The following is a 25,629-nucleotide window of genomic DNA, read 5'->3' as shown; positions in this document are numbered from 1 at the left end:
TTATAAGTCGTCAAAGACATTTAACGCATCTGCAAGTTTTTTAACGCCAAAAACCTGCATCCCTTCCGGAATTTTTTTCGGCACGTTGGCGGCCGGAACAATCGCGCGGCGGAAGCCATGTTTTGCCGCTTCGGAGATACGCTCCTGACCGCTCGGCACCGGGCGGATCTCGCCGGCCAACCCTACCTCACCAAATACCACCAGATCCTGCGGCAACGGTCTGTCGCGCAGGCTGGAGACCATTGCCAGCAGCAGCGCCAGGTCCGCGCTGGTTTCCGTAACCTTCACCCCACCAACCACGTTGACGAACACATCCTGATCCGCCATTTGCAGACCGCCGTGACGGTGCAGCACCGCCAGCAGGATCGCCAGGCGGTTCTGTTCCAGACCGACCGCCACGCGCCGCGGGTTGCCCATCATCGATTGATCCACCAGCGCCTGAATTTCAACCAGCAGCGGACGCGTCCCCTCCCACAGCACCATCACCGAACTACCGGACGTGATCTCGTCGCCACGGCTCAGGAAGATGGCCGACGGGTTGCTGACTTCGCGAAGCCCCTGCTCGGTCATGGCAAACACGCCCAGCTCATTCACCGCGCCAAAGCGGTTTTTATGGCTGCGCAGGGTACGAAAACGGGAATCCGCATCGCCATCGAGCATCACCGAGCAGTCGATACAGTGTTCAAGCACTTTCGGTCCCGCCAGCGAGCCGTCTTTGGTCACATGACCAACCATCACAATCGCCACGCCGCGCGTTTTGGCAAAGCGCGTCAGGTAGGCCGCGGTTTCACGCACCTGCGCCACGCTTCCTGGTGACGACTGAATGTCAGCCATATGCATCACCTGAATGGAGTCAATCACCATCAGCTTCGGCTGCTCTTCTTCGGCAATCATGCAGATCTGCTCGATGCTGGTTTCCGAAAGCATATTCAGATTGCCGGTCGGCAGGCCGAGGCGGTGCGCGCGCATCGCCACCTGCTGAAGTGATTCTTCCCCCGTGACGTACAGGGTTTTCATCTGTTCGGCTAGCTTGCAGAGCGTTTGCAGCAGCAGGGTCGATTTACCCGCGCCCGGGTTACCGCCGATCAGAATGGCGCTGCCCGGCACTACGCCACCGCCGAGCACGCGGTCAAATTCTTTGAATCCGGTGGAAAAGCGCGGCAGCGCTTCCAGGCTGATATCCGAAAGTTTTTGTACCTTCGACACGCCTGCATTGCCCGCATAGCCGCTCAGCCGTTCATTGCGGGCCACGCTCGGCGAAGCCGCCACACCACGCACTTCGGTGATGGTGTTCCAGGCATGACAGGCGCTGCATTGCCCCTGCCAGCGCGGATAATCCGCACCACATTCATTACAGACAAATGCGCGTTTTGGAGCTTTCGCCACGGTTTACCTCGTTATTTCTGTGCGGTCTGCGCGCCGGGTGGCGCTGACGCTTACCCGGCCTACAAAAGCAAGCCGCTATTTTTGATTAATGCTGCCGGAGAGAATGCAGAACACCCCCATCAGATCAGCATGACGGATAGTGACTTCCGTCTTTTCATTCACTTTCGGCTTGGCATGGTAGGCAATACCCAGCCCGGCAACTTTGATCATCGGCAGATCGTTCGCGCCATCGCCGATGGCGACGGTCTGCTCGACCGGAATGGCATATTTCTCCGCCAGACGCGTCAGCGTATTGGCTTTGTACTGCGCATCCACGATGTCGCCGATGACCTGTCCGGTGAGTTTGCCGTCCATGATCTCCAGCTCGTTTGCCACCACGGTGGTCAGACGCAGCTTGTCACGCAGGTAGTCGGCAAAGAAGGTGAACCCGCCGGAGGCAATCGCCACTTTCCAGCCGAGCGTCTCCAGCTTGAGCACCAGCTGCGTCAGCCCAGGCATCAGGGGCAGTTCATCGCGCACCTGACGCAAAATGTTAGCATCGGCCCCCTTCAGGGTCGCCACGCGCTGTCTCAGGCTGGCGGTGAAATCCAGCTCGCCGCGCATCGCGCGCTCGGTGACTTCCGCCACCAGCTCGCCGCTGCCCGCCAGTTTAGCAATCTCGTCAATACATTCGATCTGAATGGCGGTGGAGTCCATGTCCATTACCAGCAGGCCGGGCGTTTTCAGGTGCGGAATTTTGCCGAGGGGGGCAACGTCCAGCCCGGCGTCGTGCGCCAGACGCGTGGCGCGCTGCGTCAGGGAACCCGCCAGGCGAATAACCTGATAATCTTCCACGCACCAGGCCGCAACGATGACCATCGCTGCGCCCAGTTTGGTTTGATACTGGGTGAGGCGTTGCTTATCCAGGCCGCGTCCGTACAGCAGCCAGCCGCTACGGCCAGCGTGGTAATCGAGAGGCATCACCTCATCGCCACTTAAAGAGAGCGGCAATCCTGGCCATAAAGAGACATCCGTTGGCAGGTCGCACCAGGTAATGTTCGGCATTGAAGCTCCTGTAATTTCGTTCGCGCCGGAAGGTTCCAGAGGGAAAATAACGCATGAGGCTACCCTGTAACCATCACTTCTGGCAACATTAAGCCGTAAATTTTAAGCAGGTGGAATATGGCTCGCGCAAAACTGAAATTCCGGCTTCATCGCGCCGTGATTGTCCTGATCTGTCTCGCGCTATTAGTGGCGCTGATGCAGGGGGCATCCTGGTTTAGCCAGAATCACCAACGACAGCGTAACCCGCAGTTTGAGGAACTGGCCCGGACGCTGGCGCGCCAGGTGACGCTCAACGTTGCGCCGTCTATGCGCACCGAAACGCCGGATGATAAGCGAATAGCCCAGGTATTGCGCCAGCTTACGGAAAACAGCCGCATTCTGGATGCAGGCGTGTACGATGAACAGGGCGACCTGATTGCCCGCGCGGGTGAGCATGTCGACGTGCGTGACAGGCTGGCGCTGGATGGCAAAAAAGCCGGTGGTTATTTCAACCAACAAATCGTCGAACCCATTCAGGGCAAGAATGGTCCGCTCGGCTATTTACGTCTGACACTCGACACCCACACCCTGCCAACCGAAGCCAAACAGGTGGATAACACCACCAATATTTTGCGCCTGATGCTGCTGCTCTCGCTGGCGATTGGCGTGGTACTGGCGCGCACGCTGCTCCAGGGCAAACGCACCCGCTGGCAGCAGTCGCCGTTCCTGTTAACCGCCAGCAAGTCGGTTCCCGAAGAGGAAGAGAGCGAGAAGAAAGAATAGTGATAAAGTAGGCGGATGATTCGGAAAAGGAACTCTGCCATGTCGACGTTACGCCTGCTAATCTCTGACTCTTACGATCCCTGGTTTAACCTGGCGGTGGAAGAGTGCATCTTCCGCCAGATGCCTGCCACCCAGCGCGTCCTGTTTCTCTGGCGCAACGCCGATACGGTCGTTATTGGTCGCGCGCAAAATCCGTGGAAAGAGTGTAACACCCGCCGTATGGAAGAGGACAACGTCCGCCTGGCGCGCCGCAGCAGCGGCGGCGGTGCGGTGTTTCACGATCTGGGCAACACCTGCTTTACCTTTATGGCGGGCAAGCCGGAATACGACAAAACCATCTCGACCTCCATTGTGCTTAACGCGCTCAATTCACTCGGCGTGACGGCTGAAGCCTCGGGACGTAACGATCTGGTCGTGAAAACGCCTGAAGGCGACCGGAAAGTGTCAGGCTCAGCCTACCGCGAAACGATGGATCGCGGATTCCACCACGGCACATTATTGCTGAATGCCGATCTGAGCCGTCTGGCAAACTATCTGAATCCGGACAAGAAAAAGCTCCAGGCCAAAGGCATTACCTCCGTGCGCGGTCGCGTGGCGAATCTGGTGGAGCTCCTGCCGGGGATTACCCATGAACACATTTGCGATGCGATCCGCGAGGCCTTTTTCAGGCATTACGGTGAACGCGTAGAAGCCGAGGTGATTTCTCCGGATAAAACCCCGGATCTGCCAAACTTCGCGGAAACCTTCGCCCGCCAGAGCAGCTGGGAGTGGAATTTCGGTCAGGCACCGGCGTTTTCACACCTGCTGGATGAGCGATTTACCTGGGGCGGCGTTGAGCTGCACTTTGACGTCGAGAAAGGCCATATCTCTCGTACCCAGGTATTTACGGATAGTCTTAATCCGGCACCGTTAGAAGCGCTGGCTGCACGTTTGCAGGGCTGTCTCTATCGGGCAGATATGCTGCAACAGGAGTGTGACGCGTTACGTGTTGATTTTCCGGAACAGGAACAAGAGTTGCGGGAGTTATCGGCGTGGATTGCGCAGGCAGTACGCTAATAAAAAAGCCCGCTGGCGCTCTGCTTAGCGGGCCTGGAAAACCGCTGGCCGGGTCAGGCGAAGCCGCCACCCGGCACAACAGGTATTACTCTTTATCGCCGAGCAGAACGGATTCCAGCGCGATTTTGATCATGTCGTTGAAGGTGGTCTGACGCTCGGCAGCGGTAGTCTGCTCGTGGGTACGGATGTGGTCAGACACGGTGCAGATGGTCAGCGCTTTCGCACCGAATTCAGCCGCCACGCCGTAGATACCGGCCGCTTCCATTTCCACGCCCAGAATGCCGTATTTTTCCATCACGTCGAACATGTCACCTTCTGGCGAGTAGAACAGATCGGCAGAGAACAGGTTGCCCACGCGCGCGTCAACGCCCAGCGCTTTTGCCGCGTCAACCGCGTTACGCACCATGTCAAAGTCAGCGATGGCTGCAAAATCATGATCTTTGAAGCGAATGCGGTTGACTTTAGAGTCGGTGCACGCGCCCATGCCGATCACCACGTCACGCAGCTTAACGTCCATGCGCACTGCGCCGCAGGAGCCGACACGGATGATTTTCTTCACGCCGAAATCGGTGATCAGCTCTTTGGTGTAGATGGAGCAGGATGGGATACCCATGCCGTGACCCATCACGGAGATTTTGCGGCCTTTATAGGTGCCGGTGAAGCCCAGCATGCCGCGCACGTTGTTCACTTCACGCACGTCTTCGAGGAAGGTTTCTGCAATGTGCTTCGCGCGCAGCGGGTCGCCCGGCATCAATACGACGTCAGCGAAATCACCCATTTCTGCATTAATGTGAGGAGTTGCCATCTTCAGTTCCTTTTACATTGTTGTTTTTGCCGGGTGGCGGCTACGCCTTACCCGGCCTACATTCTGTTTCTCCCTCTCCCGGTGGGAGAGGGCCGGGGTGAGGGCATCAGGCCGCACCCAATCCGTTTAGAACATAGCCTTGCCATATTCCATGTCAGACGTACCAAAGTATTTCGCAATCGTCTGGCCGATGTCCGCGAAGGTCTCACGGTGACCCAGCGAGCCCGGTTTGACTTTCGGGCCGTACACCAGCACCGGAATGTGCTCACGGGTGTGGTCGGTACCGGTCCAGGTCGGGTCACAGCCATGGTCAGCGGTCAGGATCAGAATGTCATCTTCCCCCACCAGCTCCATCAGCTCTGGCAGACGGCGGTCAAACAGCTCCAGACCCGCAGCATAACCGGCGACGTCGCGACGGTGGCCCCAGGAGGAGTCGAAGTCCACGAAGTTGGTGAAGACAATGGTCTTATCGCCCGCTTCTTTCATCTCTTTGATGGTGGCGTCGAACAGCGCATCCAGACCGGTCGCTTTGACCTTTTTGGTAATGCCGCAGTTGGCGTAAATGTCCGCGATTTTACCCACGGAAACCACGTGGCCGTCTTTCTCATCGACGAGTTTTTGCAGCACGGTCGGCGCCGGTGGCTCCACGGCCAGATCGTGACGGTTGCCGGTACGCTGGAAGTTACCCGCTTTGTCGCCGATAAACGGACGCGCGATAACGCGGCCAATGTTGTAGCCGCCTTCGGTCAGCTCTTCACGGGCGATCTCGCACAGCTCGTACAGTTTATCCAGGCCAAACGTCTCTTCATGGCAGGCGATCTGGAACACGGAGTCAGCAGAGGTATAGAAAATCGGTTTACCGGTTTTCATGTGCTCTTCGCCAAGCTGATCCAGAATCACGGTACCGGAAGAGTGGCAGTTGCCGAGGTAGCCCGGCAGGTTGGCGCGCTTCACCAGCTTATCGAGCAGCTCCTGCGGGAAGCTGTTCTCGTGATCGGAGAAGTAGCCCCAGTCAAACAGCACCGGCACGCCGGCAATTTCCCAGTGACCGGACGGAGTATCTTTCCCGGAAGAGAGCTCGTGCGCCCACGCGTAGGCGCCCACGACTTCCGCGTTACCGTCCATACCGGCTGCGATCTTACCGGTAGAGCCTTCATGCGCTTTTACCAGCCCCAGACGGGTCAGGTTTGGCAGGTTCAGAGGGCCTTTACGACCGTTGTCCGCTTCGCCTTTTGCACAGGCTTCCGCGATGTGACCCAGGGTATCGGAACCCACGTCACCAAATCGTTCTGCATCTTCGGTTGCGCCGATGCCGAATGAGTCCAGCACCATAATAAATGCACGTTTCATAATTGTTCTCCGTACTTAGTGCTTCATAAAAATGCGATCAGTTCAGTATACCGCTATTCAGTGATACGACGATAGACCGTCGGTGTGGTTTCCGGTGCTTTATCGTCAAGAGATATTGCCGCCTTCACCGCTTTCGCCGCGTCCTGCCAGCTGGCTTCGTCTTTCGCGTGGATCACCGCCAGCGGACGTTGGCCGTCAACGCTGTCGCCCAGACGGGCCATATCAGTAAAGCCGACGCTGTAATCAATGGTGTCCGATGCCTGACGACGACCGCCGCCCATAGACACAACAGCCATGCCGAGCGCGCGGGTATCCATAGCCGAGACAAAGCCTTCGCTGTCCGCATAGACCGCTTTGCTGAGCATCGCGGTGGGCAGGTATTTCGCGTAGTTTTCCACGAAGTCGGTCGGGCCTTTCTGCGCCGCCACCATCCGACCAAAGATCTCCGCCGCTTTGCCGTTGTCCAGCACCGCCTGAAGCTTCGCGCGGGCTTCCGCGTCGTCTTTGGCCAACTTGCCGGAGATTAACATCTCAACGCACAGCGCCATGGTGACATCGAACAGGCGCGGGTTACGGTATTCGCCTGTGAGGAACTGCACGGCCTCACGGACTTCAACCGCGTTACCGGCGCTGGAGGCCAGCACCTGGTTCATGTCCGTCAGCAGTGCAGTGGTGCGCACGCCCGCGCCGTTGGAGACGCCAACGATCGCTTCGGCCAGCGCCTCAGAGAGTTCATAGGTTGGCATAAACGCGCCGCTGCCCACTTTCACATCCATCACCAGCGCATCCAGACCTTCCGCCAGTTTTTTGGCAAGGATAGAGGCAGTGATCAGCGGGATGGAGTCTACGGTCGCGGTAATGTCACGCGTCGCGTAGAAACGCTTGTCAGCCGGAGCAAGAGAGCTGGTCTGGCCGATAATCGCCACGCCAACGTCTTTAATAATGTCGCGGAAGCGGTTGTCATCCGGGAAGATATCGAAGCCCGGAATGGCTTCCAGTTTGTCGAGCGTACCGCCGGTATGACCCAGGCCGCGCCCGGAAATCATCGGGATGTAACCGCCACAGGCTGCCACCATCGGGCCAAGCATCAGGGAGGTCACGTCGCCCACGCCGCCGGTGGAGTGTTTGTCCACAATCGGGCCGTTGAGGTTGAGGCTTTTCCAGTCCAGAACGGTTCCTGAATCTCGCATCGCCATGGTCAGCGACACGCGCTCAGGCATCGACATATCGTGGAAGAAAATGGTCATCGCCAGAGCCGCAATCTGCCCTTCAGAGATGGTGTTATCACGAATGCCATTGATAAAAAAGCGGATTTCTTCGTCGCTTAATGCATGACCATCACGTTTTTTACGAATAATTTCTTGTGCGAGAAACACGGTAACCTCCATGCGGAATCGGGTGAATGGCGGCGGATATGTTGACCCGCCCTACGATCCTGTAGGCCGGGTTAGCGTAGCGCCACCCGGCAATTCAACTTAGTAGCTGCTTGCGCTCTTACCGTCACCGTGACCCAGCGCTTTCAGCAGGCTGGCCAGCAGGCTGGACGCGCCGAAGCGGTAGTGGCGGGAATCAGCCCAGTCGGCGCCGAACAGCTCGTCGGCAATCGCCAGGAACTGCTGCGCGTCTTCCGCGGTACGCACGCCGCCCGCCGGTTTGAAGCCAACGGTTTTGGACACGCCCATATCACGGATGACTTCCATCATGATGCGTGCGCTTTCCGGGGTAGCGTTGACCGGCACTTTACCGGTAGAAGTTTTAATGAAGTCCGCGCCCGCTTTGATGGAGATTTCAGACGCTTTACGAATCAGCTGCTCTTCTTTCAGCTCGCCGGTTTCGATGATCACTTTCAGCAGCACGTTTGCCGCCGCGCACGCGTCTTTACAGGCTTTCACCAGGTCAAAACCGACCTGCTCGTTGCCGGCGATCAGCGCGCGGTACGGGAATACCACGTCAACTTCGTCTGCGCCGTACGCAATCGCCGCGCGGGTTTCTGCCAGCGCGATCTCGATATCGTCGTTGCCGTGCGGGAAGTTAGTTACGGTGGCAATGCGCACATCCGGCGTGCCCTGCTCTTTCAGCGTTTTGCGGGCAATCGGGATAAAGCGCGGATAGATACAGACGGCGGCGGTGTTACCCACTGGCGTTTTCGCCTGATGGCACAGGGCGATGACTTTTTCATTGGTGTCGTCATCGTTCAGGGTGGTCAGGTCCATCAGTTTCAACGCGCGCAGGCTGCTTGCAGTTAAATCGGTCATAACATTCTCCAACGGCAGTGCCGTATAAATTTTACCTTGCGGGTCTGTGAGTATTCTAACATTCACCCGCATCCACACTTCGACATTCATCACAGTTAATGAAAACTATGTGCAAATTTGCATTACTGTAATGAGATCTTCTTCAAATTTTAGTGCGTTAATTGCTGACTAAATCGGCGATATCCCCTGTCTGATCAAAAGCGCCACCAGGCTGGCTTCCTACAATTCGTTCACTATCCGCAGAACAACCAAGGAAGTGAACATGCCCGACGCCCTGCAACAACGTTGCCAGCACATTGTGACCAGCCCGGTGTTAACCCCGGAACAAAAACGTCATTTTCTGGCGCTGGAAGCAGAGAACAATCTGCCCTATCCCGCTCTGCCAGAGGCGGCCCGGGCCGCGCTGGACGAGGGATTCATCTGCGACATGTTCGAAGGCCATGCGCCTTACAAACCGCGCTACGTGCTGCCGGACTACGCTAAATTTCTGGCTAACGGCTCAGAATGGCTGGAGCTGGAAGGGGCTAAAGATCTGGATGATGCCCTCTCGCTGCTCACTATCCTTTATCACCATGTTCCGTCCGTCACATCGATGCCGGTCTATCTGGGCCAGCTCGATGAGATACTCAGCCCCTATGTTAAAATTCTAACACAGGATGAAATTGATAGCCGAATAAAACGTTTCTGGCGTTACCTGGACAGAACCCTGCCCGATGCGTTTATGCATGCCAATATCGGCCCGGCGGATACGCCTGTCACCCGAGCCATCCTTCGCGCGGATGCAGAACTGAAGCAGGTTGCGCCGAACCTGACCTTTATCTACGACCCGAATGTAACCCCCGGCGATCTGCTGCTGAGCGTGGCGGAAAACATTTGTGAATGTAGTAAACCGCATATTTCTAATGGCCCGGTGAATGATAAAATTTTCACAAAAGGTCGCTATGGCGTGGTGAGCTGTTACAACTCCCTGCCGCTGGCGGGCGGCGGTAGCACGCTGGTGCGCCTTAACCTGAAGGCGATTGCGGAACACAGCCGCTCACCGGAAGACTTTTTCACCCGTACCCTTCCCCACTACTGCCAGCAACAAATCGCGATCATCAATGCGCGCTGCGATTTTCTATATGAACAATCCGGCTTCTTTGAGAATAGCTTCCTGGTGAAAGAGGGGCTGATTGATGCCGATCGCTTTGTGCCGATGTTTGGCATGTACGGTCTGGCCGAAGCGGTGAATGTGCTGTGCGAGAAAGCAGGCATTACGGGACGTTACGGTAAGAACGAACAGGCCAATGCGCTGGGCTACCGCATCAGTGAACAGCTTGCGGCGTTTGTTGAAAACACGCCGGTGAAACACGGCTGGCAGCACCGCGCGATGCTGCATGCCCAGTCTGGGATCAGTTCCGATTCTGGCACCACGCCGGGCGCACGTCTGCCGTACGGCGACGAACCGGACCCTGTCAGCCACCTGCTGGCCGTGGCGCCGCACCATAAACACTATCATTCGGGGATCAGCGATATTCTCACCCTGGAGGAAACGGTTAAACGCAATCCTCAGGCTGTGGTGCAGCTGTGCCTGGGGGCGTTCAACGCCGGTATGCGTGAGTTCACCGCGAATGTAGCTGGAAACGACCTGGTGCGCGTCACCGGGTATATGGTGCGGCTCTCCGATCTGGAGAAATACCGGGAGGCCGGCTCGCGCACCAACACCACCTGGCTCGGCGAGGAGGCCGCGCGCAATACCCGTATTCTGGAACGTCAGCCGCGCGTGATAAGTCATGAACAGCAGATGCGCTTTAGTTAGTCAGGTCATACCCTTCTCCTGCGTGGACGGGCCGGGCAGCCGCCTGGCGTTGTTCCTCCAGGGCTGTAACCTGCGCTGCAAAACCTGCCACAACCCGTGGACGATAGGGCGCTGCAACGACTGCGGCGACTGTGTTCCCCACTGTCCTCATGATGCGCTGGCAATTCAGGCCGGGCGCGTCTGGTGGCAGGAGAGTCACTGTCAGCAGTGCGACACCTGTCTGCACCTGTGTCAGCAGCAGGCGACGCCGATGGCGCAGCGCTATAGCGTCGAGGAGATCCTCTCCCGGGTTCGCACGTCCGCGCCGTTTATTGAGGGCGTGACCGTCAGCGGGGGTGAGGCCACCACGCAGCTGCCGTTTTTGGTTGCGCTGTTCACCGCGATCAAAGCCGATCCGTCCCTGCGCCATCTGACGTGCCTGGTGGACAGCAACGGCCTGTTAAGCGAAACCGGCTGGCAAAAGCTGTTACCGGTGTTTGACGGCGCGATGGTGGATCTGAAAGCCTGGGGCAATGAACATCACCGTTTTCTGACCGGGCGCGAAAACACGCAGATCAAGCAGAGCATCCGCTGGCTGGCCGATCGTCATCGCCTGACGGAGCTGCGCCTGCTGGTGATCCCCGCTCGGTGTGATTATCTGCACCATCTGCCATCGCTGACCGCTTTTATCCACGCGTTGGGGAACGTTCCTGTGCGGATCAACGCGTTTCATGCTCATGGGGTTTACGGGGAGGCGGCGCGATGGCGGAGCGCCACGCCGGAGGACATCGAGCCGCTGGCGCAGGCCCTGGAACGGCAGCAGATCACGGTGATCCGCCCGGCCCTTTATCTATAGCGTGATGCCGAAGACCGCGCGGGTGTTTTCCAGCAGCGCGCTGGCAATCACATCTTCAGGCTCCTGACGCAGCTCACACAGCACATCAAAAACGCGCGCCGCCTGCTCCGGGCGGTTGGGCTGGCCCTGAAAACCATTCAGCGGCATGTCAGGCGCATCCGTTTCCAGCAGGAGCGAGGTCAGCGGGAGCTGCGCCATCACATCACGGGTTTTGCTGGCACGCGGATAGGTAATGGTGCCACCGACGCCAATCTTATAGCCCAGCTCAATAAAACGCTGCGCCTGCTGAAGGCTTCCAGCGAAACCATGGACCACGCCCCTGCGCGGCACGTCGATACGCTTCAGGTGCATCGCCAGTTTGTCATGGGTACGTCTGGAGTGGAGGATCACCGGCAGATCGTGGCGCTTTGCCAGCCGGAGCTGCGCATCCAGGATCGTCTGCTGGCGCTCAAACTGCGGATCTTCACGATAGAGATCGAGGCCGATCTCACCGATGGCAACCAGCTTCGTATCCGCATTTTGCAGCGTGGCATCCAGCCTGTCGAGATGGTCATCAAGATGGTGCTCAATAACGATCGGATGCAGACCCAGCGCGGCATACAGCGCATCGTGCTCCCGGGCAAGCGCCAGAACTTTGTCGAATCTCGCCGCTTCAATAGCGGGCACAATAATGGCTCTCACACCGGCCTCAGCCGCGCGCGCAATACTTGATGTTTCCTCCCCGCTAAACGGCGGGAAATCAAAGTGGCAATGGGTATCGATAAAGCAGTGCGTCACGCCAGATCCTCGTTATCGAGTAAGCCATCGTTGGCCTGCGGCGCGTCCACCAGCGGCATCGCCACCGCGTCATTGGCCACAACGGCAGGCGGCAAAATGATGCTTTTATGCCGATGAAGAGGCGGTTGCTCCGCCAGCATTTTCCCGACGGTCGCCAGGAAGTAACGCCCGCACAGCCGCCCCGTTTTGTAATCCATACGCAACGCAGGCAGCCGACTGCCCAGCGCCATGCTCAACAGCGGCTTAGGCGGATAAATTTCAAAGATGCGCAGCTTGCCCGGTGGTTTTTCAATAAAACGCTGCATCGCGCCGTAGGTGGTTTCATGCTGCTTCGCGATATTCACCAGCGGTTGCAGGCTGCTGTCGCCCAGCCAGCGTTCCATCCGCTTAAACCACTGTGGGGTGTAATACATCTGCGAAGGCACCGTGCGGATCACCACAATGGTTTTTGCCCCGCGCCGCGCCGCCTCCTGTACCGGCACCGCGTCGCTGATACCGCCGTCAAGATAGCTTATCCCCTCCAGCAGGGCGCCGGTGCGGTAGAATCCCGGGATCGCGCTGGACGCGCGGATGATATCCAGCCAGTTCTCTTTCTGCGGCGAAAAGTAACCCGGCGAATAGTCATCGCCACGGCTGGCGCACATCCAGAACTCTTTGCCGGTATCGAACAGACGTGACGCGGTATCCATGGCCAGCGGCATCTGGCTGGAGGTAGCATCCAGTAACCAGTCGAGATCGATCAGGTTCCCGCCGCGTACGAAGCGTACCGGATTGAAGAATTCTTTGGAGGTGGTGTAGCGCATAATCACTTTGCGCGCATAGCCGGGCTGGTTGCAGACATAGGCGGAGAGGTTCTGCGCCCCGGCAGAGGTGCCGAAATAGAGATCGAACGGGTTGAATTGTGCGCGCATAAATTCGTCAAGCACGCCGGCGGTAAAGATACCGCGCTGCCCTCCCCCTTCACAGACCAGCGCAAGCTGGCCTGCATGAAACGGTTTTAACGTCAGCGGCGCAATATTGCCGAGCGTAACGGGAATTCGTTGCCCCACCTCTGCCTTCCTGTTTTCATTATTTTGATGAGACACAGTAACGCACTTCCCCGGTGGTTCTCAAACGAGAAAAAGCCAGTCACGAGGACTGGCTTGAGTTTGTTTAGTAAATATTGCGTTTGCTACGGGCGACGTCGACCCGTAAACAGGCTGACCAGGAACAGAATAATACCGACGACGAAGACAATTTTCGCTGCCCATGCCGCGGTACCCGCCAGTCCACCAAAGCCCAATGCGGCGGCAATTAACGCGATAACCAGAAATATAATGCCCCAACGAAACATAAGCCTCTCCTTTACCATAGTTAATGTCGGCCGCTAAACGTGAGCGCTCAGGTCACTCACCGGCTTTTCCAGAATCGTTTTTATTTCGCCCGCGGTTTTCAGCCAGACGGGCGAATGGTACTGCTTTACTTCGTTTTCAGATCGTTTTTGACGCTTTTCACACCATCAATAGCTTTCGCAATTGACTCGGCACGATCGCTTTGTGCCTGATTCTCAACCGTACCGGACAGCTGGACCACACCATCGGTGGTTTCAACTTTCACCATACGGGATGGCACGATGTCGTCAGCTAACAGTTTAGCTTTGATTTCGCTGGTAGTTGCTGCATCTCCGGCATAGCCCTTCACCGACGATTCTTTGCTGTCACGTACGTGCAATTTGTCGCTGACGGAGCTTACGCCCTCAACGCCTTTCGCCACTTTAACGGCTTCTTCGGCCTGGGTCTGGCTTTCAACGAAACCGCTCAGGGTGACAACCTTGTTGTCGGTTTTAACAGAAATATCGGTGCTCTTGATGGATTCGTGATCCACCAGTGCGGCTTTCACTTTTGCTGTGATTGAGCTGTCATCCATGAAATTACCGACTTTATTCATAGAGCTATCGATTTTTTCCCCTGCGGTATTGGCGGAATTTTGCGCTTTATCCATGGTGCTGGTTTCCGCCAGAGCAGAACCGCTTACCAGGACACTACCCAATGTTACAGCCAGCAGAGTTTTAGAAATCTTCAGTCTTGTCATATTCATCGATTTATTCCTGTGTTTTGCCCATTATTTGGGCGACATACTTCCCTAATCTTGGTTTTATATATTGCGAATTAACACCGGGGCAAAATGGAGAACCAATCGACATGCATTGAACAGTTAATTCATCCACGCCCGGTGCTAAACACTGAGTTAAATATAGATCACAATCAGAGGGGTGCATTCAGAATTGGGGAAAAAACGAACGAATAGCAAAAAATTGCGGTGAATTAAGAACATTCCGCAAGGGTTTAATAACACAGGAATTAAAGAAGAGCACGGCGGCTGCCGTGCCCTGAGAGGAAATTAATGCTCGCGCGTTTTGCGGAACTGAACATCAGGATAACGTTCCTGCGTCAGGTTCAGGTTTACCATGGTTGGGGCGATATAGGTCAGGTTATCGCCACCGTCCAGCGCCAGCTGAACTTCGTTCTTACGTTTAAATTCTTCGAATTTCTTCACGTCAGAACACTCAACCCAGCGCGCCGTCGCCACGTTCACCGATTCGTAAATCGCTTCCACGTTGTACTCGCTCTTAAGACGGGCAACCACCACGTCGAACTGGAGCACACCCACCGCGCCCACGATCAGATCGTTGTTGGCGATTGGGCGGAACACCTGTACCGCGCCCTCTTCGGAAAGCTGGACCAGGCCTTTCAGCAGCTGCTTCTGCTTCAGCGGATCGCGCAGGCGAATGCGGCGGAACAGTTCTGGCGCGAAGTTCGGGATACCGGTGAACTTCATCATTTCGCCCTGCGTGAAAGTATCACCAATCTGAATGGTACCGTGGTTGTGTAAGCCAATGATGTCACCCGGATAGGCTTCTTCTACATGCGAACGGTCGCCCGCCATGAAGGTCAGCGCGTCGGAGATCACCACGTCTTTACCGATACGGACCTGACGCAGCTTCATGCCCTTCTCATACTTACCGGAGACCACGCGCATAAAGGCGACGCGGTCGCGGTGTTTCGGGTCCATGTTGGCCTGAATTTTAAAGACGAAGCCGGAGAACTTCTCTTCCTTCGCTTCTACTTCGCGGGTGTCGGTCTTACGCGGCATCGGCTGCGGGGCCCACTCAACCAGACCGTCGAGCATATGGTCAACGCCGAAGTTGCCGAGTGCGGTACCGAAGAAGACCGGGGTAATTTCACCGCTCAGGAACAGCTCTCTGTCGAACTCATGCGACGCGCCTTTAACCAGCTCCAGCTCATCGCGCAGCTGGGCGGCCAGTTCTTCACCGACAGCGGCGTCCAGCTCCGGGTTGTCCAGACCTTTCACAATGCGGACTTCCTGAATGGTGTGGCCCTTACCGGTCTGGTACAGGTAGGTTTCGTCTTTATAGAGGTGGTAAACCCCTTTGAACAGCTTGCCGCAGCCAATCGGCCAGGTGATTGGCGCGCAGGCAATCTTCAGCTCGTTTTCCACTTCATCCATCAGCTCCATCGGATCACGGATGTCACGGTCGAGTTTGTTCATAAAGGTGAGGATCGGCGTATCGCGCAGACGGGTGACTTCCATCAGCTTGCGGGTACGATCTTCAACACCTTTCGCGGCGTCGATCACCATCAGGCAGCAGTCCACCGCCGTCAGGGTACGGTAGGTATCTTCGGAGAAGTCTTCGTGGCCCGGGGTGTCCAGCAGGTTCACCAGGCAGTCGTGATACGGGAACTGCATCACGGAGGTGGTAATCGAAATACCACGCTGCTTTTCCATCTCCATCCAGTCGGATTTAGCATGCTGGCTGGAGCCACGGCCTTTAACGGTACCCGCGGTCTGGATCGCCTGTCCGAACAGCAACACCTTCTCGGTGATGGTCGTTTTACCGGCATCCGGGTGCGAGATAATGGCAAAAGTGCGGCGTTTGGCCACCTCTTGCAGATAAGGAGACAACGTCATAATCAATTCTTCTTAGGTAAGCGCGGCAGCAGGCCGCGCATCATGGAATACGAAAAATGCGGCTATTTTACCCATCAACAGGGGGCAGGCAATCATTGTTTACACAGGAGCTGCTCCAGTTCGTTCAATGATGTAACGGTCCAGGTCGGTTCGATGCCTTCCGGCAGCGTGCGGCCATGCGCATTCAGCCAGACGGTCGACAGGCCCGATCTCATACCTCCCAGAATATCAGATTCTGCCGTATCCCCCACCATCAGCACGCGATCGCGGTCAGGATTGCCCGCTTGCGCCAGCGCATAATCGAAAATACGCGGATCCGGCTTCGGTACGCCCACCTCTTCGGAGATCACCAGCGCGTCGAAATGATCGCGCAGGCCGGTGCGTTCAAGGCGGATCTGCTGAAGCGCGGTAAAGCCGTTGGTAATGATCCCAAGCTTCACCTTCCCTTTCAGCGAATCCAGCAGAGAAACGGCGCCGGGCAGCGGCGCGCAGATATCCGCCATCGCATTCAGGAAGGCCTCGTTCAGCGCCCCAGGACTGACGTTTAACCGTTCAGCCCACACGTCAAAACGCTGATGCTGAAGCTGTAACGCGGTGATGGCTCCGTTCTGGTAATCCACCCACAGCGGTTTGTTCACCGCCTGATAGTCCTGAAAATCTTCCGCGGTGAACGTCACGCTATAGTCGAGAAACATTCGCTGTAGGCCGCCGAACGAGTCAAACGTAAACAGCGTTTCGTCGGCATCAAAGAAAATCCAGTCCCATTTCATCGTTACAACCTTATTTTCGTTATCCAATCGGCAGAGCCATGATAATGGCGTCTTCACGTCCCTCTGCGGTGGGGTAGTAGTTACGGCGGATAGTCGCCTCGTTGAAGCCTAAGCTTTCATAGAGCGCGATGGCAGCGACATTGGACGCGCGCACCTCCAGCCACAGGGTGAAAACGTCACGGGTTTCCAGCTCACGAATGAGGTGCTCAAGCAGTTCCCTGCCCAGCCCGCGGCGCTGATAAGCGGGATCGACCGCAATATTAAACAGCGTCGCCTCGTCCAGAACGACCTGCGTGATGGCGAACGCAGCCATCGCACCGTCAACGTCCAGGCGGAGATTTAAATAGCGTTCGCCCTGATTGCTGGCAAACGTCTTTTCGCTCCACGGAAAGGCATGGGCGCGGGTTTCAATCGCGAACGCGGTGGTCAGGTCAGCCGTCGTGAGGGAAGAAATCGTGTTCATATTCGCAAATTTGTTGCCATAGCGCGCTACGCGCTTTTGGGTTGGCTTTCAGTTCGTCCAGCGCTGGCGAACTGATCTGGCTTCCTTCAAGAGGTAGCTCGTCCACCGCCCCGATTCGCCAGCTGTTACAGCGGCTGTCAGGGGGAAGCATCGCGACGCTTTCGGGCGCCAGCTGTAATACCTGATCGCGGGTCACCTTCAGGGTGCGAAGGACATCCTCAATCAGGGGCTCGTTCAGGGCAGGCGGCGCTTCTGCCACCATCACCAGGCGGACATGCGCAGGTATAGAGATGGCTATTTCGCCCCGCAACGCCGTCGGGCGACGCAAAGCCCACTGGGTAATGCCCAGCTGCTGCAACTGCCAGTCTCGTCGGGATGTCATAGCGAAAACTCCTGTCTCTCAGGCGCGCAAATATAGCAAATGTGTCGAAACTGCGCCATCTACCTACTATAATCCCCGCCTGAGTTTATTGAGGAACAATTCATGTCTGCATTTACCCCGGCAAGTGAAGTCTTGCTGCGTCACAGTGATGATTTCGAAGAAAGCCGTATTCTGTTTGCCGGAGATATGCAGGATGACCTGCCCGCGCGTTTCGACTGTGCTGAAAGCCGTGCCCACACCCAGTACTATCACCACTGGCAGGTGCTGAGCCGCCAGATGGGCGAGCGCGCGCGCTTTAGCCTGGCGGCGGAGCAGAGCGATATTGCTGACTGCGATACGCTCATTTACTACTGGCCGAAAAACAAGCCGGAAGCCCAGTTCCAGCTGATGAACCTGCTTTCTCTGCTGCCGGTCGGCTGCGATATTTTTGTTGTCGGTGAGAACCGCAGCGGGGTGCGTAGCGCAGAGCAGATGCTCGAAGCCTGGGCGCCGCTGACGAAAATCGACAGCGCCCGTCGCTGCGGACTGTACCATGGTCGTCTGGAAAAACAGACCACCTTCGATGCCGACGCTTTCTGGGACGAGTACCAGCTCGACGGCCTGACCATTAAAACCCTGCCGGGCGTGTTCAGTCGTGATGCGCTCGATACGGGCAGCAAGCTGCTGCTGTCCACCCTGACGCCTCACACCAAGGGCAAGGTGCTGGACGTCGGCTGTGGCGCGGGCGTGCTGTCAACGGTTCTCGCCAGCCACTCACCAAAAGTGCGTTTAACCCTGTGTGACGTGAGCGCCCCGGCAGTAGAAGCCAGCCGCGCCACGCTTGCTGCGAATGGCATAGAAGGTGACGTGTTTGCCAGCAACGTCTTCTCCGACGTGACCGGTCGCTTTGACATGATCATCTCTAACCCGCCGTTCCACGACGGAATGGAGACCAGCCTTGAAGCGGCGCAAACGCTGATCCGTGGCGCAACCCGTCACCTCAACAGCGGCGGTGAGCTGCGTATCGTAGCGAACGCCTTCCTCGCGTACCCGAAAGTGCTGGATGAAACCTTTGGCTTCCACGAAGTGATCGCCCAGACGGGCCGCTTTAAGGTCTATCGCACCGTGATGACGCGCCAGGCGAAAAAGTAACCCCCCGGTCCGGCGATGGCTGACGCTGCCATCGCCCATTTTTGCAGCAATCAAAACAACGTGCGCAATTTTCTGTTGACGTAAAGCTGAAAACATCTAGAATGCGCCTCCGTGGTTACGATACTTTTACAGTGTCGATGGTATGCGAAGGTGGCGGAATTGGTAGACGCGCTAGCTTCAGGTGTTAGTGTCCTTACGGACGTGGGGGTTCAAGTCCCCCCCCTCGCACCATAAATCACGTTGATATTGCTCGCACTGGGCGAAGGTGGCGGAATTGGTAGACGCGCTAGCTTCAGGTGTTAGTGTCCTTAGGATGTGGGGGTTCGAGTCCCCCCCCTCGCACCAACGAGGCGATATCAAACCAGTAAGATGACTGTGCGAAGGTGGCGGAATTGGTAGACGCGCTAGCTTCAGGTGTTAGTGTCCTTACGGACGTGGGGGTTCAAGTCCCCCCCCTCGCACCAATTATCTTACATCCCCTCAGCAGTGCCTCCTGTTTTTCCCTTTTATTTCAAACTCATCAGAATCACCAGCAGTCCACTGATTAGCGCAACGCATGATGGCAGCAGCACGTAATGCCGTAACTGTTTGTGCCAGATCATTGCGGATGTCACCAGCAAGCCTGAAACAATCATTGCTTTCCAGACATCAATGGGGAGATCGGCAAACATTAGCCCACCGATAATGGAACCAGGCAGTAATATTCCCCACCCACTTCCCAGCGCTTTGCTCAACATGGTTTCACCTCTCGCACTGATAATGATAACCAGTATCATATGATAGTAATTATCACTTGTCAGCATGCGACGTAAGAAATTGCGCCAGCAATTGCTTTCCCATAATGACAGAGAATGTGTAAGGTGATAAATTGCCCACCTGTTAACTTCCGATAAAGTTTTTCTGATAATAAAAATTCAATTTTTTAGCGCCCAATATTACACAACAACACCTTGCTCATTGTTTTAATTGAGTTTTAATAAAAACGCACGCATATGACATCACAATCCTGGCTGTCTTTAGTCAGCAAGAAATATCAGCTATCTTTACGTTTGTTTTTATTTCTGAACGCCGCATCAGCATTGTTCTCGGTAACAAACCCTCTCTATTCCGTGCGTGTGTTATCAGTCCCGCTCTTTGCCGTACTGACTATCAGCACAGGCTTACTTATCTGGCACTGGAAAAACAGCACGCGAAAAATAAATATCCCTGTTGTTTCAGCTATTTTTGGTCTTTTATGGGCCTGGCAGATCGTCTCTAAATTTCTGTTAATCACGCACGATCACGCGACCTATTTAATGATGGCGCTATTAACAGTGCTTTTTATAGGGTCTCTGGCGTTCGCAAGTAATATTAAAGCCTTTACGTTACATTCATTTCCCGCTTTTATATCCTGCCTGTGGCTTAGTCCGTCCGAAAACTGGCTGAGAATGGCCTATTTTTTCGCGCTGCCGGTGGTCGCCATTGGTATCCATCATGTTCTTCAGCGGCGCAATGACCGTTTCGCCCAGGAGCTGCTTTCCGAACTGCTGGAGGAGCGCGAAACCCTGACCGATCTCAGCATGATGGACCCGCTCACCGGCCTATATAACCGTCGCGGGCTGCAAAGCCGGCTGGAGAATCTTCCCAGGCCTGACGCTGGCGAGCACTTCGTGCTGCTGATGGATATCGACCACTTCAAAGCCTACAACGACCATTATGGCCATATGATGGGCGATCAGGCCTTGATCAGGGTCTCGGCTGCGATACGCGACGCCGTGCGCTCACGCGATGTTGTCGCCCGGTTTGGCGGGGAAGAATTTATGGTGCTGTTGAGTAACATCCCGCTGGAGCAAGCGCGACAGACGGCTGAACGCATACGTCAGAAGGTTTACGATCTTAAAATCCCCCATATGTTTAACGAAAGCGTCGCCACTAACGTGACCATCAGCATCGGCATCGCCATGTTCGAAGGTGACGACGTTGAGGGCGCGCTGGCGAAAGCCGATAAAGCCCTCTATGAAGCCAAGCATATGGGACGTAACAGCATTCTGCTGAGCGAAGAGCTTCATACCGCCTAAAACCGCCTTCACAGCGCCAGGATAAAACGCTTGCGCTCGGTTTTATCTATAGTTAGGATTGGCAATCATTATCATTTAGATTTGTAATCCACACTATGGCGACTCGTACCGCACACATCGTTGAGCCCCTGCTCTGGCGAGCTCCACTCTCCGCCGGGGAAACGACGTTTGCGGATGCCATTCGGGAAAAAATTGCCGTAACGCGCGCCCATCTGCTGGATTTCATCAAACTGGATGAAGCACCGCCGCATCATGCTCTGACGCTGACTGAGTGGCAACGCCCTGCGGAGCTGCGGTCACTGCTGGCAACCTATTCCGACCATATTTATCGTAACCAACCTACCCTGACGCGGGAAAACAAACCGCTGTTATCCCTCTGGGCACAGTGGTATATCGGGCTGATGGTGCCGCCTGTCATGCTGGCCCTGTTGACCCAGGAAACGATGCTCGATCTCTCGTCAGAACATTTCCATGTTGAGTTTCATGAAACCGGGCGTGCTGCCTGTTTCTGGATTGATGTACATGAAGATCCGAGCGCGAGACACCTGTCAGCGCAGGCGCGTATGGAACGGCTGATTACAAGAGCGCTGGTTCCGGTCATTGATGCGCTGGAAGCGACGGGAGAGATTAACGGCAAACTGATCTGGAGTAATACCGGGTATCTTATCCACTGGTATTTAACGGAGATGAAGCCGCTGCTCGGCGACGAGAAAGTGGATGCACTGCGTCAGAGCTGTTTCTTTGCCAGACAGCTGTCGGATGGACGGGACAACCCTCTTTACCGCACCGTGGTTCCGCGTGAGGGACTTCTGGTACGTCGTACCTGCTGTCAGCGCTACCGTCTGCCGGACGTGCAGCAGTGTGGCGATTGCACGCTTAAGTAGTCTGGCCCGGCCTGAAACCCGCAGAGAGAGGGAACAAACATTAAAAACGGCAACCTGCGTTGCCGTTTTGCTTTTACCTAAGCGACCTGCTGATTTTCCTCTTCTCCATTACGCTGTGCTTCTTCCGCTTCCTGCTGAAGCAACTGTTTCTCGTACACCTTGAAGAACGGGAAATAGATAATGGCGGAAACGCAGGCCAAAACCAGCACCAGAATGGCTGCACGGAAATCCCAGCCCAGCGCCCAGGCGGCACCAACCGGAGCCGGTGCCGTCCACGGCACAACGGAAATCACGCGGCCAATCAGATCAAACTTCATCGCTGCCCATGCCAGCACGGCATTAACCATCGGTGCCAGCAGGAAAGGAATAAAGAACACCGGGTTCATCACAATCGGCGTACCGAAAATCACCGGTTCATTGATATTGAAAATGCTTGGTACCACGCTCAGACGTCCAATGGAGCGCAGGTGCGCGGAGCGGCTACGCAGATAGCAGAACACCAGCCCCATCGTCGCCCCCGATCCGCCGATAACGATAAAGAACGTCCAGAAGGCTTCCATAAAGATGTGTGGCAAAGGCTGGCTCGCCGCCAGCGCGGTCTGGTTCGCCCCCAGGTTTGTCAGCCAGAACATTTGCAGCATCCCGGAGACAATCGCCGCGCCGTGGATCCCGGCAAACCACAGCAGGTGGCCAATCAACACCGCCAGCAGGATCGCAGGGAGCGAGTCAGCCGCAGAGACCAGCGGTTTGAATATCGACATGATGGCCTGTGGGATCAGCATACCGAACTGCGACTGGATCAGCAGGCTCAGCGGGTATAGCGTGAGCACCACTACCAGCACCGGGATCAGCAGGTCAAACGAGTTTTTGATCATCGGTGGAACCTGGTCTGGCAGGCGGATCCCGATATTGTGTGCTTTCAGGAAACGCATCATCTCAACGCAATAGATCGCCACCAGAATCGCGGTGAAAATACCGGTCCCTCCCAGGCTATCCACCGGTAAAGCGCCTTTGGTTTTAGGGGCGGCGACCAGCAGGAACGCCATCAGCGACAGCATCGCGCACATGAACGGATCCAGCTGATGCGTTTTAACGTAATGTTTGCCCAGGTGGTAGGCAATAGCCGCACAGATATAAAGGGACATCACCCCCATTGTCATATCAAACGGCGTCAGAATTTGACCTTCAAACTGCTTCGCCATATCCAGCCAGGCGCGAGCAAAACCCCAGGTGGTATCTGGCGAAAAAGGCGGGTAAGCGAACACTAATAAAAACGAGCCTACAATCATAAACGGCATCGCTGAGATAAACCCGTCACGAATAGCCATAACGTGACGCTGGGAAGAGATGCGCCCGGCAATAGGGCTGACATAATTTTCAACGAAGCGGAAAATCAGATTAAATGCAGCGTGGTTGGCAGACATAGCAGATCTCCTGTCAGACGTTCGTTTTGGACGCTCTCACGTCACACGTTGTTCCATACATCAGCGTCACAACCTTGCCGGATCGTGTACCTGCGGTACTGCTCAAACGGAATGGTTTCATAATTAGCTCTTATTATTAGATACAGGGGAAGTTACACACTTAGTATTAATCTCTGCATCACGCTCTGCAACCGGTTACTGTAACCGGTTTCTGTGAATGTGAAGGCGATCCAGAAATCGCCCCTGACGGATATTTGTTACTTAAGGGATATTTACAGCGACTAAATTCTTATGACAGATTACGCAGGATATTTGTCAGGAGGAATCAATGAGTTTGCAGTCTGTACAACAGTTTTTTGCCGAACACGCTCCGGATATAGAGATTATTGAGCTTAACCAAAGCACAGCGACTGTTGCCCTTGCTGCTGCCGCGCACAACGTTGAACCCGGCCAAATTGCCAAAACGCTGTCACTGAAAATTAAAAATGACGTGATTCTGGTGGTTGCAAAAGGCGATGCGCGTCTGGATAACAAAAAGCTTAAAGAGACATTCGGCGCGAAAGCCCGCATGCTCAGCAGCGATGAGGTCGTCACCCTGACGGGTCATCCTGTTGGCGGCGTCTGCCCTTTCGGACTGGAAAATCCGCTCTCTGTTTACTGTGACATCACATTAAAACAGTACGCGGAAGTGTTACCCGCAGCGGGTGCCATCCACAGTGCGGTGCGTATATCGCCCGACAGAATGGCGGAGCTGACCGCAGCAAAATGGGTCGATGTCTGCATTTAAACGTTGCGCCAGAAGAACTCTGGCGCACCACTTAACGCTGAGAGAATGAAGGAACGGTGAGAGCTGAACGACGCACTTCCCGGGCAGGGAGATGCGCCAGGATATCCGCCGCATCCAGTAATCCCACGTCAGAATTGACGCCCAGCTTTACCATTGCGTTAAACTTATGCGCCCGGATGGTTTTAATATTGCGTTCAAGCTGCGCCGCAATTTCAGGGATTGAAAATCCCGATGACATATAACGCAGTATTGCCCTTTCGGTTGGGCTTAACATACGATTCTGGCTAACACACCAGTGATTGTACATGTTGTCATTCACCTGATGCGTTTCGCTGAGTAATGTCTCCAGCCCCTCCATTAACTGCTTTAGCGGAACCGATTTACTGATTATCCCATGCAAGCGAGAAGGCGAAAGATGGCTGACCAGCCTCGCCTCCATTTCGTCAGAGGCCAGCACGATACGCTGGACGTCGCTGTGGGTGAAGGTGAGATCCCGTAAACAGGCCAGACAGTTTCTCCGCTCTTCACGCTCATCAGACAGTGAATAGATAACCGCATAGAATGAGATATCCGAGAGCGCCGCTTTAAAGCTGGCGAATCTGCTAAACAGGTGCACCTGGTAATGGCTCAGGGCGGGCATCGCAAAGAGATGCTTCAGCCCTACAGCGCTCATTGAGCAGCTTTCGATGACGGCGATATGTCTTGTTGCAGTGGTCTTTTCCATTCCTCAAACTCTCCATAAGCCGACATTAAACTGAGTTCTCGCATTCCCTGGGTACTGCTTATCCACGCGTACATATCGGCATTACTGCGAAGTGATAAGCGGCGCATTGCACTGTTTTTCTGTGCACTGATCGTTTTATTACTTTTATTCAGCAGCGTGGCTATTTGGTTGATTCCCCAACCTTTACCTAATAAACGCAACACCTTGCGTTCAGAGTGGGTGAGTGCAATCATTTGCTCACTCTCTTCTTCAATATCGGACGTTTCCGGTATTAATAACGTCTGGCTTATTCGCTCCGCACGTTCACTGCCCGCGCGAATAGCGTTAATAACGCCTTCAATCGGTTCCATATCCGAAAGCAGCGTGCTTTCCGGACGCATAAGAAGCTCTACTGCAAGTGGATAAAGGGGACGCGAGACAAGGAATATCCAGTGAATGTCCCGATACTGATTCATTAATCCATAATACTGCTCAAGCGTGCCGCGAGGATTACGATACTCACCTGAAATATCGGCAATAACGACCCCAGCGCGACGCAATTGTAGTAGCGTCAACTCCTGCATCGAACGGCAGTACGTTATTTCAAAATCAGGAAAATGACGCGTCATGACGCCACCTAGCCCATTTTGCATGACCGGCACTCTACTAATCACCACTCCGTGTTTACCATTCAATGGCAACATAGACCCTCCCTGTCATAAATTCATTATTTAAGAACGAACTAACCCTACGAGTTTAAACACGCTTGCATCCCTCAGTACAAAACGGCTTAATACTCGCAAATCAGAAGAAATGTCACATGGGTTAAGAAACGCCCAATACTGGCTTAATATCGCATAAAGACCACAAAACTTTAATTAAGATTGCGTGAAAAGATTGAAAATATGAAATTAGAAATACTTAATATATTGTCTTTATAAATCTCTATTTTTATATTCATTAAATAAATAGAAAGTGCGGTTTTCTCCCC

At 55.1% G+C, this 25,629-nt stretch carries 26 protein-coding genes and 3 tRNA genes; 11 read left to right on the top strand and 18 right to left on the bottom strand.

Annotated elements, in window-relative coordinates:
* Both radA and serB read right to left on the bottom strand, forming a co-directional pair.
* Window positions 1-1,386: a DNA repair protein RadA gene (gene radA, locus ACQG0T_RS03300; protein WP_017383829.1), complete on the bottom strand. Its 1,386-nt coding sequence runs from the start codon at window positions 1,384-1,386 to the stop codon at window positions 1-3.
* 75 nt (window positions 1,387-1,461) lie between these two features.
* Window positions 1,462-2,430 carry a phosphoserine phosphatase gene (gene serB, locus ACQG0T_RS03295; protein ID WP_003856524.1) on the bottom strand — a complete coding sequence of 323 codons (969 nt, stop codon included), beginning with the start codon at window positions 2,428-2,430 and terminating at the stop codon, window positions 1,462-1,464.
* A gap of 117 nt (window positions 2,431-2,547) precedes the next feature.
* Between serB and ACQG0T_RS03290 the strand changes: the two genes are divergently transcribed.
* Window positions 2,548-3,192 (top strand): YtjB family periplasmic protein, encoded by a 645-nt coding sequence (locus ACQG0T_RS03290; protein WP_015572615.1) that lies wholly within the window; start codon window positions 2,548-2,550, stop codon window positions 3,190-3,192.
* A 39-nt stretch (window positions 3,193-3,231) separates the two neighbouring features.
* Window positions 3,232-4,248 (top strand): lipoate--protein ligase LplA, encoded by a 1,017-nt coding sequence (lplA, locus tag ACQG0T_RS03285; protein ID WP_023295895.1) that lies wholly within the window; start codon window positions 3,232-3,234, stop codon window positions 4,246-4,248.
* An 85-nt stretch (window positions 4,249-4,333) separates the two neighbouring features.
* On the opposite strand, the gene deoD is transcribed toward lplA, so the two are convergent.
* The 4 genes from deoD to deoC all read right to left on the bottom strand — a co-directional run bounded on the left by deoD (window position 4,334) and on the right by deoC (window position 8,658).
* On the bottom strand, window positions 4,334-5,053 hold the full coding sequence (gene deoD, locus ACQG0T_RS03280) for a purine-nucleoside phosphorylase (RefSeq protein ID WP_003856538.1): 720 nt from the start codon (window positions 5,051-5,053) through the stop codon (window positions 4,334-4,336).
* Window positions 5,054-5,179: 126 nt separating this feature from the next.
* The gene (gene deoB / locus ACQG0T_RS03275) at window positions 5,180-6,403 is read right to left on the bottom strand and encodes a phosphopentomutase (protein ID WP_003856540.1); all 1,224 of its coding nucleotides are present in this window, start codon (window positions 6,401-6,403) and stop codon (window positions 5,180-5,182) included.
* Between the two features lie 53 nt (window positions 6,404-6,456).
* Window positions 6,457-7,779: a thymidine phosphorylase gene (gene deoA / locus ACQG0T_RS03270; protein ID WP_017383831.1), complete on the bottom strand. Its 1,323-nt coding sequence runs from the start codon at window positions 7,777-7,779 to the stop codon at window positions 6,457-6,459.
* A gap of 99 nt (window positions 7,780-7,878) precedes the next feature.
* Window positions 7,879-8,658, bottom strand: coding sequence for a deoxyribose-phosphate aldolase (gene deoC / locus ACQG0T_RS03265; RefSeq protein ID WP_047730952.1), 780 nt, complete (start codon window positions 8,656-8,658; stop codon window positions 7,879-7,881).
* A 262-nt stretch (window positions 8,659-8,920) separates the two neighbouring features.
* On the opposite strand from deoC, the gene ACQG0T_RS03260 reads away from it, so the two are divergent.
* Together ACQG0T_RS03260 and ACQG0T_RS03255 are read left to right on the top strand one after the other, a co-directional pair.
* Complete coding sequence (locus ACQG0T_RS03260; RefSeq protein ID WP_271040549.1) at window positions 8,921-10,456, top strand: YjjI family glycine radical enzyme; 1,536 nt, start codon at window positions 8,921-8,923, stop codon at window positions 10,454-10,456.
* Window positions 10,431-11,291 (top strand): YjjW family glycine radical enzyme activase, encoded by an 861-nt coding sequence (locus tag ACQG0T_RS03255; RefSeq protein ID WP_017694551.1) that lies wholly within the window; start codon window positions 10,431-10,433, stop codon window positions 11,289-11,291. The genes ACQG0T_RS03260 and ACQG0T_RS03255 overlap by 26 nt, the downstream gene beginning before the upstream one ends.
* Here the strand turns inward: ACQG0T_RS03255 and ACQG0T_RS03250 are convergent.
* From ACQG0T_RS03250 to ACQG0T_RS03215, 8 genes are all read right to left on the bottom strand, one after another.
* Window positions 11,286-12,068, bottom strand: coding sequence for a TatD family hydrolase (locus tag ACQG0T_RS03250; RefSeq protein ID WP_032652508.1), 783 nt, complete (start codon window positions 12,066-12,068; stop codon window positions 11,286-11,288). The two genes, ACQG0T_RS03255 and ACQG0T_RS03250, sit on opposite strands and share 6 nt — an antisense overlap.
* On the bottom strand, window positions 12,065-13,117 hold the full coding sequence (locus ACQG0T_RS03245) for a patatin-like phospholipase family protein (RefSeq protein WP_003856550.1): 1,053 nt from the start codon (window positions 13,115-13,117) through the stop codon (window positions 12,065-12,067). Before ACQG0T_RS03245 ends, ACQG0T_RS03250 begins: the two co-directional genes overlap by 4 nt.
* A 122-nt stretch (window positions 13,118-13,239) precedes the next feature.
* Entirely contained in the window at window positions 13,240-13,401 is a 162-nt protein-coding gene (locus tag ACQG0T_RS03240) for a DUF1328 domain-containing protein (RefSeq protein WP_003856556.1), read from the bottom strand.
* A gap of 125 nt (window positions 13,402-13,526) precedes the next feature.
* Window positions 13,527-14,144 carry a molecular chaperone OsmY gene (osmY, locus tag ACQG0T_RS03235; protein WP_015572610.1) on the bottom strand — a complete coding sequence of 206 codons (618 nt, stop codon included), beginning with the start codon at window positions 14,142-14,144 and terminating at the stop codon, window positions 13,527-13,529.
* A 303-nt stretch (window positions 14,145-14,447) separates the two neighbouring features.
* The gene (gene prfC / locus ACQG0T_RS03230; protein ID WP_006810210.1) at window positions 14,448-16,037 is read right to left on the bottom strand and encodes a peptide chain release factor 3; all 1,590 of its coding nucleotides are present in this window, start codon (window positions 16,035-16,037) and stop codon (window positions 14,448-14,450) included.
* A 92-nt stretch (window positions 16,038-16,129) separates the two neighbouring features.
* Window positions 16,130-16,807: a pyrimidine 5'-nucleotidase gene (yjjG, locus tag ACQG0T_RS03225; RefSeq protein ID WP_017383835.1), complete on the bottom strand. Its 678-nt coding sequence runs from the start codon at window positions 16,805-16,807 to the stop codon at window positions 16,130-16,132.
* 19 nt (window positions 16,808-16,826) lie between these two features.
* Complete coding sequence (rimI, locus tag ACQG0T_RS03220; RefSeq protein ID WP_003856565.1) at window positions 16,827-17,270, bottom strand: ribosomal protein S18-alanine N-acetyltransferase; 444 nt, start codon at window positions 17,268-17,270, stop codon at window positions 16,827-16,829.
* Entirely contained in the window at window positions 17,239-17,652 is a 414-nt protein-coding gene (locus tag ACQG0T_RS03215; protein WP_023295888.1) for a DNA polymerase III subunit psi, read from the bottom strand. Before ACQG0T_RS03215 ends, rimI begins: the two co-directional genes overlap by 32 nt.
* Window positions 17,653-17,754: 102 nt before the next feature.
* Here ACQG0T_RS03215 and rsmC point away from each other — a divergent pair, with 102 nt between their 5' ends.
* The 4 genes from rsmC to ACQG0T_RS03195 all read left to right on the top strand — a co-directional run bounded on the left by rsmC (window position 17,755) and on the right by ACQG0T_RS03195 (window position 19,247).
* The gene (gene rsmC / locus ACQG0T_RS03210; RefSeq protein WP_015572609.1) at window positions 17,755-18,783 is read left to right on the top strand and encodes a 16S rRNA (guanine(1207)-N(2))-methyltransferase RsmC; all 1,029 of its coding nucleotides are present in this window, start codon (window positions 17,755-17,757) and stop codon (window positions 18,781-18,783) included.
* A gap of 144 nt (window positions 18,784-18,927) precedes the next feature.
* A tRNA-Leu gene (locus tag ACQG0T_RS03205) sits at window positions 18,928-19,014 on the top strand.
* A 28-nt stretch (window positions 19,015-19,042) separates the two neighbouring features.
* Window positions 19,043-19,128 (top strand) — tRNA-Leu (locus tag ACQG0T_RS03200).
* A gap of 32 nt (window positions 19,129-19,160) precedes the next feature.
* A tRNA-Leu gene (locus ACQG0T_RS03195) sits at window positions 19,161-19,247 on the top strand.
* 42 nt (window positions 19,248-19,289) lie between these two features.
* On the opposite strand, the gene ACQG0T_RS03190 is transcribed toward ACQG0T_RS03195, so the two are convergent.
* On the bottom strand, window positions 19,290-19,559 hold the full coding sequence (locus ACQG0T_RS03190; protein WP_026080652.1) for a DUF1435 domain-containing protein: 270 nt from the start codon (window positions 19,557-19,559) through the stop codon (window positions 19,290-19,292).
* A gap of 216 nt (window positions 19,560-19,775) precedes the next feature.
* On the opposite strand from ACQG0T_RS03190, the gene ACQG0T_RS03185 reads away from it, so the two are divergent.
* Both ACQG0T_RS03185 and fhuF read left to right on the top strand, forming a co-directional pair.
* Complete coding sequence (locus tag ACQG0T_RS03185; RefSeq protein WP_271040547.1) at window positions 19,776-20,840, top strand: GGDEF domain-containing protein; 1,065 nt, start codon at window positions 19,776-19,778, stop codon at window positions 20,838-20,840.
* A gap of 95 nt (window positions 20,841-20,935) precedes the next feature.
* Complete coding sequence (fhuF, locus tag ACQG0T_RS03180; protein ID WP_032103057.1) at window positions 20,936-21,724, top strand: siderophore-iron reductase FhuF; 789 nt, start codon at window positions 20,936-20,938, stop codon at window positions 21,722-21,724.
* 77 nt (window positions 21,725-21,801) lie between these two features.
* Here the strand turns inward: fhuF and ACQG0T_RS03175 are convergent, their stop codons facing one another.
* Complete coding sequence (locus ACQG0T_RS03175) at window positions 21,802-23,148, bottom strand: PTS sugar transporter subunit IIC (protein WP_271040546.1); 1,347 nt, start codon at window positions 23,146-23,148, stop codon at window positions 21,802-21,804.
* A 328-nt stretch (window positions 23,149-23,476) separates the two neighbouring features.
* Here ACQG0T_RS03175 and ACQG0T_RS03170 point away from each other — a divergent pair, with 328 nt between their 5' ends.
* On the top strand, window positions 23,477-23,935 hold the full coding sequence (locus ACQG0T_RS03170; protein ID WP_003856572.1) for a YbaK/EbsC family protein: 459 nt from the start codon (window positions 23,477-23,479) through the stop codon (window positions 23,933-23,935).
* A 31-nt stretch (window positions 23,936-23,966) separates the two neighbouring features.
* Here ACQG0T_RS03170 and bglJ read toward each other — a convergent pair whose 3' ends face one another.
* Window positions 23,967-24,608, bottom strand: coding sequence for a DNA-binding transcriptional activator BglJ (gene bglJ / locus ACQG0T_RS03165; RefSeq protein ID WP_017383840.1), 642 nt, complete (start codon window positions 24,606-24,608; stop codon window positions 23,967-23,969).
* Entirely contained in the window at window positions 24,605-25,342 is a 738-nt protein-coding gene (locus ACQG0T_RS03160) for a helix-turn-helix transcriptional regulator (protein WP_017383841.1), read from the bottom strand. The genes bglJ and ACQG0T_RS03160 overlap by 4 nt, the downstream gene beginning before the upstream one ends.
* Window positions 25,343-25,629 lie beyond the last annotated feature (287 nt).

The sequence above is a fragment of the Enterobacter cloacae complex sp. 302F9 genome (assembly GCF_050030335.1).
GTDB classification, from domain to species: domain Bacteria; phylum Pseudomonadota; class Gammaproteobacteria; order Enterobacterales; family Enterobacteriaceae; genus Enterobacter; species Enterobacter hormaechei_C.
Note: the sequence above shows the minus strand (reverse complement) of the source record. Positions and strands in the feature narration are given on the sequence as shown.